We start from the raw sequence: 11,625 nt of genomic DNA on the forward strand, positions 1-11,625 counted from the left end.
GGGCGGACCGGCCGTGCGGCGGGTCCGCCCGGCCGGCCGTCCGTCCGGCGGTCCGCCCGGCTCGGGCGGCTCAGGCGTCGAAGTCGACCTCCACGACCTCCGTCACCGGGTGGGACTGGCACGCGAGCACATAGCCCGCCCCGGTCTCCTCAGGTTCCAGCGCGAAATTGCGGTCCATCCGCACCTCGCCCGCGACCAGCTTGGTCCGGCAGGTCCCGCACACCCCGCCCTTGCAGGCATACGGAGCGTCGGACCGGTTTCGCAGCACGGTCTCCAGGACCGACTCCCCGGCCGCCGCTGACCAGCTGCCGGCCCGGCCGCCGAGCGTCGCCCGTACGGTGCCGCCGTCGGCCCGTGGTCCCGCCGCCGGCACCGGGACCGGCGGCGGCTCGTCCACATGGAAGATCTCCTGGTGGACCCGGGAGCGGGGCACCCCGAGGATCCGCAAGGCGTGCTCGGCCGCACTCACCAGTCCCAGCGGTCCGCAGAGATACCAGCCGTCCACGGCCGGCACCGGCAGCAGCGCCGGGAGGAGCGCGGTCAGCCGGTCCGCGTCGAGCCGGCCCGAGGGCAGCCCGGCCTGCTGTTCCTCCCGGGAGAGCGCGGAGACCAGCTGGAACCGGTCCGGCCACCGGTCCTTGAGGTCCGCCACCTCCTCCAGGAACATCGTGGACGCGGCCGTACGGTCGCTGCGGATCAGGCAGAAGGCCGCCTTCGGCTCCCGCGCCAGCACCGTGCCGATCTGGGAGAGCACCGGGGTGATGCCGCTGCCGCCGACCACCGCGGCGAACCGCCCCGGCCGCGGTTCCAGCACGAACCTGCCCGCCGGGGGCATCACGTCCAGCACGTCGCCCGTCAGCAGTTCCTTGAGGGCGTACGTGGAGAACTCCCCGTCCTCCACCAGCCGCACCCCCACCCGCAGCCGGCGCGGCCCGGCGGTGGACCCGCCGGGACCGCCGGCCGCCGGCTCCCCGGGAACGGGGTCGCAGAGCGAGTACGTCCGCCGGACCTCGCCGCCGGCCACCCGGCGGCGGATCGCGATGTGCTGGCCCGGCGCGTAGCGATACGCGGCGCGGAGTTCCTCGGGAACCTCGAAGGAGATGGTCACCGAGTCGTCGGTGAGCGGGCGGACCTCCGCCACCCGGAGCGGATGGAACATTCACACCTCCTTGAAGTGGTCGAACGGCTCGCGGCAGGACTCGCAGCGGCGCAGCGCCTTGCACGCGGTGGACGAGAAGCGGCTCAGCAGCCGGGTGTCGGTCGAGCCGCAGTGCGGACAGCGGATGCCGAGTTCCAGCGCCACCGGGCCGGCAGAGCCCGCGGGCGCCGCGGCGGCCGGGGACCTGTGGCGCGGGGGTGCCACCCCGGCCTCGGCGAGCTTGCGGCGGCCCTCCGGGCTGATCTCGTCCGTCGTCCAGGCCGGCGACAGCACGGTACGGACCTCCACCTCGGCGACGCCGTGTGCCTTCAGCACCTCGGTGACGTCGGCGGCCATGGTGTCGATCGCCGGGCAGGCGGTCCAGGTCGGCGTCAGCTCCACCGTCACCCGGCCGGGACCGAGCAGCCGTATGCCGCGCAGCACGCCCAGCTCGGCCAGGGAGATCACCGGCAGCTCGGGGTCGGGCACGGCGCCGGCCAGCCGCAGCAGCTCCCGCTCCAGTGCGGTCGGCGCGGCGGAGGCGGCCGTACCGGCTGATCCGGCTCCGGCTCCGGGTGCGGCGGGTCCGGCGGGAGCGGCCGTGCCGGCGGGTCCTGCGGGTGCGGTCACCATGTCGCCCCCGGGTGGGCACGGTGCAGATACTGCATTTCGGCCAGCAGCCGCCCGAACGGCTCGGTGTGCACTCCCTGCCGGCCCGCACCGGCCGACCAGGGGACGTGGTCCGGCCCCTGCGGCACCGTCAGCGTGGCCCGCCGCACCACCGCGGTGACCCGTTCCAGCCACGGCTCGCGCAGCGCGGGCAGCTCCACGTCCAGTCCGTCGAGCGGCGCGAACAACTCGCCGGTGTACCGCCACAGGCCGTCCAGTGCTCGCTGCATCCGGCGGTGGCTCTCCTCGGTGCCGTCGCCGAGGCGCAGTGTCCACTGCTCGGCGTGGTCACGGTGATAGGCCACTTCCTTGACCGCCTTCGCGGCCAGCGGCGCGAGGGCACCGGACGGTGCGGCGGCCAGCCCGGCGTAGAGCAGCTCCTGATACACCGAGAAGTACAGCTGGCGGGCGATGGTGCCGGCGAAGTCCCCGCCGGACTGCTCCACCAGCTGCACATTGCGGAATTCGTGCTCCTCGCGGAGGAACGCCAGCTCGTCCTCGTCGCCGGTGAGTGACAGCAGGGTGCGGGCCTGGCCGAGCAGGTCGAGTGCGATATTGGTCAGCGCGACGTCCTCCTCCAGCACCGGCGCGTTCCCGGCCCACTCCCCCAGCCGCTGGGCGAGCACCAGGGCGTCGTCGCCGAGCGCCCGGGCGGCGGCCGCGGCGGAGCCCGTCAGGCCGGCCACTCCGGTCTCGCCGGGCGCCGTGCGGGATGTTCCGGTGGCGGTCACAGGTGCTTCACCCCTTCCGGGATCTCGTAGAAGGTCGGGTGCCGGTACGGCTTGTCGGCGGCGGACGCGAAGAACGGGTCCTTCTCGTCGGGGGAGGAGGCCGTGACCGCGGTGGACGGCACCACCCAGATCGAGACGCCTTCCGCGCGCCGGGTGTAGAGGTCACGGGCGTTGCGCAGGGCCATTTCCGCGTCGGGCGCGTGCAGACTGCCGGCGTGACTGTGGCTGAGCCCGCGGCGGCTGCGGACGAAGACCTCCCACATCGGCCACTCGGTGCCGGCCGGACCGGCGTCGCTCCCGCTCATGCCCCTGCCTCCTTGTGCTTGGCCGCATAGGCGACGGCCGCGTCCCGTACCCAGGCGCCTTCCTCGTGGGCGGCCCGGCGCCGTTCCAGCCGCTGGTCGTTGCACGGCCCGTTGCCCCGCAGCACCTCCTGGAACTCGGCCCAGTCGATCGGCCCGTGGTCGTAACCGCCCCGCGCTTCGTTCCACCGCAGCTCCGGGTCGGGGAGCGTGAGGCCGAGCGCCTCGGCCTGCGGGACGCATATGTCCACGAAGCGCCGCCGCAGCTCGTCGTTGGAGTGCCGCTTGATCTTCCACGCCATGGACTGGGCGGAGTGCGCGGACTCGTCGTCCGGCGGGCCGAACATCATCAGCGACGGCCACCACCAGCGGTTCACCGCGTCCTGGGCCATGGCGTGCTGGGCCTCGGTCCCGCGGCTGAGAGCGAGCAGCGACTCGTACCCCTGCCGTTGGTGGAAGGACTCCTCCTTGCAGATCCGCACCATGGCCCGCGCGTACGGACCGTAGGAGCAGCGGCAGAGCGGGACCTGGTTGGTGATCGCGGCGCCGTCCACCAGCCAGCCGATGGCGCCGACGTCCGCCCAGGTCAAGGTGGGGTAGTTGAAGATCGAGGAGTACCGCTGGCGGCCCGCGTGCAGCTTGTCCAGCAGTTCGTCCCGGCTCACGCCGAGGGTTTCGGCGGCGCTGTAGAGGTAGAGGCCGTGGCCGGCTTCGTCCTGGACCTTGGCCATCAGGATCGCCTTGCGGCGCAGCGAGGGCGCCCGGCTGATCCAGTTGGCCTCGGGCTGCATGCCGATGATTTCCGAGTGGGCGTGCTGAGCCATCTGGCGGATGAGGGTGGCCCGGTAGGCGTCCGGCATCCAGTCGCGGGGCTCGATCCGGGCGTCCGCGGCCACCGCGGCGTCGAAGTCCGCCGCCAGGGCGTCCTGGTCGGTCCCCTGCCCCGCCGCTGCGGTCGCCGGGAGCTGCGCCGTGGTCGTCATCGGATACCTCCCTCTCCATCACTGGGCCCGGCCGGCTCCGGGCGGCTCTGGTCCGTGCCGGACAGCTCGGCTCAGGCAGGCCGGCCCGGCCGTTTCCGTCGGTCCGGGCGTCCCGACCGACCGATCGTTCGGTTCATTCCATGGTCGAGGGCGTGAGAAGGGGTGTCAAGCCATTCCTGAGCCTGTGGATAACTCGGTAAGGTCACCGCCGGAGCTCCGGGTGGGTAGCGTGCTGCGCGGCAGCCGGGAGCCGGGCAGCGGGCGAGAGCGGAGAAACGATGCAGTCAACGCAGGGGCCGCCGCCCCGGGTGGCGGCGCTGTCGCTGCCCGGGCGGATAGCCGTCGCGGCCACGGTCGGCGCCGTCACCGTGGGGGCGCTGCTCCATCTCGGCATGGTGTTCCTGCACGTAGCGCCATCGAACACGCTCAGCAAGGAACACGCGACCGCGGTCAACGACTACATCTACCCGGAGTTCGAGCAGAACTGGAAGCTCTTCGCTCCGGACCCCCTGCAGCAGAACGTCCACATCCAGGCCCGCGCCGAGGTGCGCAAGCCCGGCGGGGCCGTGGTCGCCACCGGCTGGGTCGACATGACCGGAATGGACATCTCGGCCATGCGCCACGACCCGATACCCAGCCACACCCAGCAGAACGAGCTCCGCCGCGCCTGGGGCTTCTACACCGACACCCATGACCAGCAGGAGCAGCCCACGGCGAGCAACCGGAGCGAGATCAGCCGCGAGTACCTCCAGCGGATCCTGCAGAAGCGTTTCGGTCCCCGGCTCAACGGCGGTGACGTCGTCCGCATCCAGGCCCGCGCGGCCACCACCCCGGTCCCGCAGCCGTCCTGGATCGCCGGTTCGACCGCCACGAGCACCCAGTACCGCGTGCTCCCCTGGTGGAACGTCGACAGCGCGCCTGCGAGCGGTTCCGCGCCCGCCACCTCGACCACGCCGTCCGGGCAGGAGACCGCCTCGTGAGCGCCCCGCAGAGTCACGCTTCCGCCGCCGCCCCCGAACTCGCCGAGGGCGCCTCCCCCTTCGCGGGCTTCGGCCTCGGCCTCGACCGGATGATCTCCCGCGGGCTGCGCCGGGCCACCGAGACGGCGCTCGGCCCGTACCAGAGCGCGATCGTACGGATCGGCTTCGCGCTCACCTGGCTGCTCTTCCTGCTGCGTGAGTTCCCGCACCGGGACGAGCTGTACGGCCCGGGCAGTCCCTGGGGCCTCGACCTGGCCCGGCAGATCATCGCCGGCAACCACGCCTTCAGCGTCTTGATGTGGAGCGACAGCAGGGCGTGGTTCGAGCTGGTCTACGCGCTCGCCGTCGTCGCGAGCTTCACCCTGCTGCTGGGCTGGCGGACCCGGACCTCCGCGCTGCTCTTCATGGTGGGCGTGCTCTCCCTGCAGAACCGCAGCGTCTACGTGGGTGACGGAGGCGACAACGTCATCCACATCATGGCCATCTACCTCGCCTTCACCCGCTGCGGGCAGGTCTGGTCCCTCGACCGCCGCCGGGCGCGGCGGCAGGCGGCGGCAGAAGAGACGCCGGAAGGGGACATGCCGGCGGAAGGCGAACCGCTCGGGCCGGTCGCGCCCACCGCGCCGGCCGGGAAGTCGCGGCAGATCGCGCGGACCGCCGGGCGCGCCAGGGATCTCGACCCGGTCGGCATCGCCCTGTGGACGGTGCTCGGCGCCGCCCTGATCGCCGCCTCGCTCGCCGGCAAGCTCAGCACCGGCTGGGCGCTGATCTTCTGGGCCTGCTGGGCCGGCCAGGCGGTGTGGTGGGCGGTACGGCGCTACGCCCCCGGTGAGCCGCGCACGGTGCTCGACATCATGGGCAACGTCGTCCACAACGGCGCGATGCTGGTGATCTGCGCCGAGGTCTGCCTGATCTACTCCACGGCCGGCTGGTACAAGATCCAGGGCAGCCGCTGGCAGGACGGCACCGCGATCTACTACCCGCTCCACCTGGACGACTTCTCCCCCTGGCCGGCGCTGTCGCAGTCGCACGCGTTGGCCGGCAGCGACGTCATGGTCATGCTGATCTCGTACGGCACCGTGATCGTCCAGGTCGCCTTCCCCTTCACCCTCTTCAACCGCCGGGTGAAGAACGTGCTGCTGTGCGCCATGATGCTGGAGCATGCCTCGATCGCCATCGTGCTGGGCCTGCCCTTCTTCTCGCTCGCGATGATCGCCGCCGACGCGGTGTTCCTGCCGACCGGCTTCCTGCGCTGGCTCGGCAGGCAGGCCGTACGCCTGGTGCCGGCTCCCAGGCCCAAGGGCGCGGTGATCCACCCGCAGCGGGCGCCGGGCGCCGCGGAACCCCTGGTCGGGCCGCCCCCGCCCAGTACGGTGCCCTGACCGGCCTCGCCGGGTCCGGCGGCGAACGGCGGGCGGACCGGAGCGCACCGGTCCGCCCCGTAGGCTGACGCCCATGACCGAGGACGAGGCCGTACGGCGCTGGCGCGAGGCCGCCCCGGCCGCGGTGCTGCTGGACGGCTTCCACGCCCTGAAGCACGCCCTGCGTTTCGGCGGCGACGTGGCCGTCGCGGTCACCACCGACAAGGCCGCCACGCTGCGGCTGGCCGCCGAACTGGCGCCCGATCTGACCGGACAGCTCACCGACCGGCTCACCGAGGTGTCCGCCGCGGTGCTGCGCGGTCTGGTCACCCGGGTGCACCCCACCGCGGTGGCCGCGCTCGCCGCCCGCCGTGACCGGGCAGCCAATCTGGCCGTGCTGGCCGCTCTGCCCCGCCGGGCGCCGGTCGTCGTGCTGGACCAGCCGCGCAATCTGGGCAATGTCGGCGCGGTCGTCCGGCTCGCCGCGGGGTTCGGCGTCACCGGGGTCGTCACCACCGGTGACCTCGACCCCTGGCATCCCAACGTCGTACGGTCCGGCGCCGGTCTGCACTACGCCACGGCGGTGGAGCACCGCACCCCCGGCGTGCTGCCGCCCGGCCCGCTCTGGGTCCTCGACCCGGAAGGCGCCGATCTGCGGGGCGCCGAACTGCCCGACGACGCTCTGATCGTCTTCGGCTCGGAGCGGCACGGAGTCTCCGACGAGCTGCGGTCCCGGGCGGACGCGCTGGTGGCGCTGCCCATGCGGGCCCGGGTCTCCAGCTACAACCTCGCCACCAGCGTCGGGATGGCGCTCTACCACTGGTCGGCCACCTCCCGCTCCCCGCTGGTCCCGGGGCGCCCCTGAGGCGGGACGCCCCAGGCGCGGACGCCGTCAGGCCGGCCGCCGCACCTCCACCGTCCGGAAGCGGTTGGCGACGAACGCACCGTCGCAGAGCGCCGCGTTGGCCGCCGGATTGCCGCCCGAGCCGTGGAAGTCGGAGAAGGCCGCGGTCTGGTTGACGTAGACGCCGCCGGTGAGATTCAGCGAGAGCTGGGCGCACTCCTCCCAGCAGACCTCCTCCAACTGCCGCTCCACCTCCGGTGAGGTGGTGTAGCCGCCGACCGTCATGGCGCCCTTCTCGCGGATCGTGCGGCGCAGCAATTCCACGGCGTCGCCGGTGGAGTCCACCGCCACCGCGAAGGAGACCGGGCCGAAGCACTCGGACATGAAGGCCGCCTCGGCGTCCGGTTTGGCACCGTCGAGCTTGATCATCGCGGGCGTGCGGACCACCGCGTCCGGGAAGTCGGGGTGCGCGATCGTGCGGGAGGCGAGCGCCACATCTCCTATCCTGGGGGAGGCGTCGAGCCGTGCCTTGACCTCCGGGTTGACCAGGGCGCCGAGCAGCGCGTTGGCCCGGGTGTCGTCACCGAGCAGCCCGTCCACCGCGGCGGCGAGGTCGGCGACCACCTCGTCGTACGACTTGGGTCCCGCGTCGGTGCTGATGCCGTCCCTGGGGATCAGCAGATTCTGCGGGGTGGTGCACATCTGGCCGCTGTAGAGGGAGAGCGAGAAGGCGAGATTGGCGAGCATGCCGCGGTAGTCGTCGGTGGAGTCCACCACCACGGTGTTGACGCCGGCCTTCTCGGTGTAGACCTGCGCCTGCCGCGCGTTGGCCTCCAGCCAGTCGCCGAAGGCGGTGGAGCCGGTGTAGTCGACGATGCGGATCTCCGGGCGGACCGCGAGGGTCTTGGCCAGGCCCTCACCGGGCCGGTCGGCGGCGAGGCTCACCAGATCGGGCGGGAAGCCGGCCTCGGCCAGCACCTCGCGGGCGACGGACACGGTGAGCGCCAGCGGCAGCACGGCCCGCGGATGCGGCTTGACCAGCACCGCGTTTCCGGTGGCGAGCGAGGCGAAGAGCCCCGGATAGCCGTTCCAGGTCGGGAAGGTGTTGCAGCCGATGACCAGGCCGATGCCGCGGGGCACCGCGGTGAAGGACTTCCGCAGGGCGATCGGGTCCCGCTTGCCCTGCGGTTTCACCCATGCGGCGTCCTGCGGGGTGCGGATCTGCTCCGCGTACGCGTAGGTGACCGCCTCCAGGCCGCGGTCCTGGGCGTGCGGGCCGCCCGCCTGGAAGGCCATGGTGAACGCCTGGCCGGAGGTGTGCATCACCGCGTGCGCGAACTCGTGCGTCCTGGCGTTGATCCGCGACAGGATCTCCAGGCAGACCAGGGCCCGGACCTCGGGTCCCGCGTCCCGCCAGGCGGGCACGGCGGCGCGCATCGCGGGCAGCAGCACGTCCGGATCGGGGTGCGGATACTCGATACCCAGCTCGATGCCGTACGGCGACCGCTCGCCGCCCGTCCACGCGTCGATGCCGGGCTGGTCCAACGCGAATCGGTGGCCGAGCAGGGCGTCGAACGCCGCCTTGCCGGCCTCGGCGTCCGCGTACGCCTTGGGGTGTTCGGGGTAGGGCGTCCAGTACGCACGGGTGCTGATGGCCTCCAGCGCCTTGTCGAGGGTGCCGCGATGGCGTTCGGTCAAGAGCGCGGTGGAGAGATCGGCGGGCATGGGACCAACTCCTCGTCGAGCTGGGCTGGGTGGTGGGGACACCGCTAGATTAACCGAATGTTCGGTCGGGACAAGGTGGACGTCCCCGGCCTGTGGACAACTTCGCCGCATCGGCACAGCGGGACGGTGCGGGGACAAACGGGCGAGGAGTCGTGGCAACCGTGAGCGCACTTGACCGCAGCAGCACCGTGGCCGTCGTCGGCGCGGGCACCATGGGCCAGGGAATCGCGCAGGTCGCCCTGCTGGCGGGCCACCCGGTGCGTCTGCACGACGCGGTGCCAGGCCGGGCGCAGGCCGCCGTGGACACCGTCGCGGGGCGGCTCGACAGGCTGGTGGTCAAGGGCCGGCTCGGCGCGGCCGAGCTGAAGGCGGCGCTGGCCCGGCTCACTCCCGCCGAGACCGTGGCGGAACTGGCCGGCGCCGGTCTGGTGGTGGAGGCCGTGGTCGAGGACCTCGCCGTCAAACAGCGGCTCTTCGCCGGCCTCGAAGCGGTCGTCGCCGACGACTGCCTGCTGGCCACCAACACCTCCTCGCTCTCGGTCACCGCGGTGGCCGGAGCGCTGCGGCTGCCCGGTCGCCTCGTCGGCCTGCACTTCTTCAACCCGGCGCCCCTCATGCCGCTGGTCGAGGTCGTCGCGGGCGCGGCCGGCGAGGCGGCGGCGGTCACCACCGCCTATGACACCGCGGCCTCCTGGGGCAAGATCCCGGTGCGCTGCACCGACACCCCGGGCTTCCTGGTCAACCGGGTCGCGCGGCCCTTCTACGCCGAGGCGCTGCGGGTCTACGAGGAACGCGCCGCCGACCCCGCCACCATCGACGCGCTGCTGCACGAGTGCGGCGGTTTCGCCATGGGGCCCTTCGCGCTGATGGACCTGATCGGCCAGGACGTCAATGAGGCCGTCACCCGCTCGGTGTGGGAGGCGTTCTTCCACGACCCGAAGTTCACGCCGTCGCTGGCCCAGCGCCGTCTGGTCGAGTCGGGCCGGCTCGGCCGCAAGTCCGGCCGCGGCTGGTTCTCCTACCAGGAGGGCGCCGCGCCGGCCCCCGAGCCGCACAACGCGGAACCCACCTCGGCTCCCGCCTTCATCACGGTGACCGGCGACCTCGGACCGGCCCGTGAAGTGACAGAACTGGCCCGGGAGTCCGGGATCGAGGTGCGCCAGGGGCGGCACCCGGACGGAGACCCGCGTCAGCGCGCCGGCGTGATCGTCCTTCCCGCCGGGACACCGCTCCACCTGGCCGACGGGCGGCCACCGGGGGCGCCGGCCGTCACGTTCGACCTGGCGCTTGACTACCGCGCCGCCACGCGGATCGGGATCGCGCCCTCGGCCGGGGTGCACGCCGACGCCGTGGCCCAGGCGACCGGCCTGTTCCAGGCGATGGGCAAGAAGGTCAGCGTCATCAGGGACGTGCCCGGCATGGTGGTGGCGCGGACCGTCGCCCTGCTGGTTGACCTGGCGGTCGACGCGGTCGCCAGGGAGGTCGCCTCCGGGCACGACGTGGACACCGCGATGCGGCTGGGCGTCAATTACCCGCTGGGGCCGCTGGAGTGGGGCCAGCGCGTCTCGGTGACCTATGTGCGTGATCTGCTCGACGCCCTGCACGCCTGGTACCCCACCGGCCGGTACGCTCCCTGCGCCGAACTCAGGCGGCGTGCGGCGGCGGCCGAAGGTGTGATCTCCTCATGACCATGCCCAAGCGCGACACCTACACGCCCGATTCGCTGCTCGCCGTCTCGGTGCGGGTCTTCAACGAGCGCGGCTACGACGGCACCTCGATGGAGCACCTTTCCCAGGCGGCGGGCATCTCCAAGTCCTCGATCTACCACCATGTGCGCGGCAAGGAGGAACTCCTCAACAGGGCGGTGGGACGGGCGCTGGAGGGCCTGTTCGGCATCCTGGAGGAGCGCGGGGCGGTCGACGGGCGGGCAGTGGAGCGCCTGGAGTACGTCACCCGCCGCACCACCGAGGTGCTGATGGCGGAGCTTCCGTACGTCACCTTGCTGCTGCGGGTGCGCGGGAACACCACAACCGAGCGGTGGGCCATGGAGCGCCGCAGGGAGTTCGACCAGCGGGTCTCCGCCCTGCTGAAGGCGGCGGTGGCCGAGGGCGATCTGCGCGCGGACGTCGAACCACGGCTGGCCACCCGGCTGCTCTTCGGGATGATCAACTCGATCGTGGAGTGGTACCGGCCCGACGGCGCGGGCGCGGTGGACGGCCGGCAGGTCGCGGACGCCGTCGTGCGGCTGGCGTTCGACGGGCTGCGCAGGTAACCGGCTCAGTCGCCGATCGCCAGGTCGGTCTCCTCGAAGACGAGGAGGGTACGGCTGCTGAGCACTTCCTCGATCGCCTGCAGCCGGGTGAGGACGAGTTCGCGCAGACTGCGGTTGTCGACCGTGTGCACGAGCAGCAGCACATCGAAATCACCACTTACCAGGGCAATATGGACGACACCCGGAAGAGTGATGAGTTTCTCCCTGACCGTCCGCCAGGAGTTCTGGACGATCTTGAGCGTGATGTAGGCGGAGAGTCCGTGGCCGGCGCGCTCGTGGTCGACCCGCGCGGTGAAACCTCGGATCACTCCGTCCTCGATCAGCCGGTTGATCCGCGCGTAGGCATTCGCCCGCGAGACGTGTACGCGCTCGGCCACGGAGCGTATCGACGCCCGGCCGTCCTCCTGGAGCATCCGCAGGATCGTGCGGTCGATCTGGTCAAGAGGTCGGACCGTTGGTTCCTCATCAGCCATCTGTTCGCTCGCCATCCCCCGGAAGCTCCATACCATGGACGTACTGGCTCCATCTCAGGCTGTGCAGAACCGTTTGTCCACAGGCGGAACCACCCCGTAGCCAAAATGCCTCCGTCGACCGAACAATCGGTTGGGAGAGCGGGACCC

The 11,625-nt window shown here is 72.2% G+C and carries 12 protein-coding genes; 5 read left to right on the forward strand and 7 right to left on the reverse strand.

Annotated features, from left to right (window positions below):
- Nucleotides 1-70: 70 nt before the first annotated feature.
- The 5 genes from OG552_RS18280 to paaA are packed head-to-tail and all read right to left on the reverse strand — an operon-like array spanning nucleotide 71 to nucleotide 3,823.
- Nucleotides 71-1,159, reverse strand: a complete 1,089-nt coding sequence (locus tag OG552_RS18280; RefSeq protein ID WP_329134210.1) for a 2Fe-2S iron-sulfur cluster-binding protein — start codon at nucleotides 1,157-1,159, stop codon at nucleotides 71-73.
- Nucleotides 1,160-1,771 carry a 1,2-phenylacetyl-CoA epoxidase subunit PaaD gene (gene paaD, locus OG552_RS18285; RefSeq protein ID WP_329134212.1) on the reverse strand — a complete coding sequence of 204 codons (612 nt, stop codon included), beginning with the start codon at nucleotides 1,769-1,771 and terminating at the stop codon, nucleotides 1,160-1,162.
- Nucleotides 1,765-2,484 carry a 1,2-phenylacetyl-CoA epoxidase subunit PaaC gene (gene paaC / locus OG552_RS18290; protein ID WP_329140919.1) on the reverse strand — a complete coding sequence of 240 codons (720 nt, stop codon included), beginning with the start codon at nucleotides 2,482-2,484 and terminating at the stop codon, nucleotides 1,765-1,767. Before paaC ends, paaD begins: the two co-directional genes overlap by 7 nt.
- 50 nt (nucleotides 2,485-2,534) lie before the next feature.
- Entirely contained in the window at nucleotides 2,535-2,843 is a 309-nt protein-coding gene (gene paaB / locus OG552_RS18295; RefSeq protein ID WP_329134214.1) for a 1,2-phenylacetyl-CoA epoxidase subunit PaaB, read from the reverse strand.
- Nucleotides 2,840-3,823, reverse strand: coding sequence for a 1,2-phenylacetyl-CoA epoxidase subunit PaaA (gene paaA / locus OG552_RS18300; RefSeq protein ID WP_329134216.1), 984 nt, complete (start codon nucleotides 3,821-3,823; stop codon nucleotides 2,840-2,842). Before paaA ends, paaB begins: the two co-directional genes overlap by 4 nt.
- A 278-nt stretch (nucleotides 3,824-4,101) precedes the next feature.
- Between paaA and OG552_RS18305 the strand changes: the two genes are divergently transcribed.
- The 3 genes from OG552_RS18305 to OG552_RS18315 all read left to right on the forward strand — a co-directional run bounded on the left by OG552_RS18305 (nucleotide 4,102) and on the right by OG552_RS18315 (nucleotide 7,029).
- Entirely contained in the window at nucleotides 4,102-4,803 is a 702-nt protein-coding gene (locus OG552_RS18305; protein WP_329134218.1) for a DUF5819 family protein, read from the forward strand.
- An 89-nt stretch (nucleotides 4,804-4,892) separates the two neighbouring features.
- Nucleotides 4,893-6,185, forward strand: a complete 1,293-nt coding sequence (locus OG552_RS18310; RefSeq protein WP_329140921.1) for an HTTM domain-containing protein — start codon at nucleotides 4,893-4,895, stop codon at nucleotides 6,183-6,185.
- Between the two features lie 73 nt (nucleotides 6,186-6,258).
- A complete protein-coding gene (locus OG552_RS18315; protein ID WP_329134220.1) occupies nucleotides 6,259-7,029 on the forward strand; it encodes a TrmH family RNA methyltransferase in 771 nt (256 codons plus the stop codon).
- 27 nt (nucleotides 7,030-7,056) lie between these two features.
- Here the strand turns inward: OG552_RS18315 and paaN are convergent, their stop codons facing one another.
- Nucleotides 7,057-8,733, reverse strand: coding sequence for a phenylacetic acid degradation protein PaaN (paaN, locus tag OG552_RS18320; RefSeq protein WP_329134222.1), 1,677 nt, complete (start codon nucleotides 8,731-8,733; stop codon nucleotides 7,057-7,059).
- Nucleotides 8,734-8,894: 161 nt separating this feature from the next.
- On the opposite strand from paaN, the gene OG552_RS18325 reads away from it, so the two are divergent.
- Together OG552_RS18325 and OG552_RS18330 are read left to right on the forward strand one after the other, a co-directional pair.
- Nucleotides 8,895-10,421 carry a 3-hydroxyacyl-CoA dehydrogenase gene (locus OG552_RS18325; RefSeq protein WP_329134224.1) on the forward strand — a complete coding sequence of 509 codons (1,527 nt, stop codon included), beginning with the start codon at nucleotides 8,895-8,897 and terminating at the stop codon, nucleotides 10,419-10,421.
- Nucleotides 10,418-11,005, forward strand: a complete 588-nt coding sequence (locus tag OG552_RS18330; protein ID WP_329134225.1) for a TetR/AcrR family transcriptional regulator — start codon at nucleotides 10,418-10,420, stop codon at nucleotides 11,003-11,005. Before OG552_RS18325 ends, OG552_RS18330 begins: the two co-directional genes overlap by 4 nt.
- Before the next feature lie 5 nt (nucleotides 11,006-11,010).
- On the opposite strand, the gene OG552_RS18335 is transcribed toward OG552_RS18330, so the two are convergent.
- The gene (locus OG552_RS18335) at nucleotides 11,011-11,493 is read right to left on the reverse strand and encodes an Lrp/AsnC family transcriptional regulator (protein WP_329134226.1); all 483 of its coding nucleotides are present in this window, start codon (nucleotides 11,491-11,493) and stop codon (nucleotides 11,011-11,013) included.
- Between the last annotated feature and the right edge of the window lie 132 nt (nucleotides 11,494-11,625).

The sequence above is a fragment of the Streptomyces sp. NBC_01476 genome (assembly GCF_036227265.1).
In the GTDB taxonomy this organism is placed as follows: Bacteria; Actinomycetota; Actinomycetes; order Streptomycetales; family Streptomycetaceae; genus Actinacidiphila.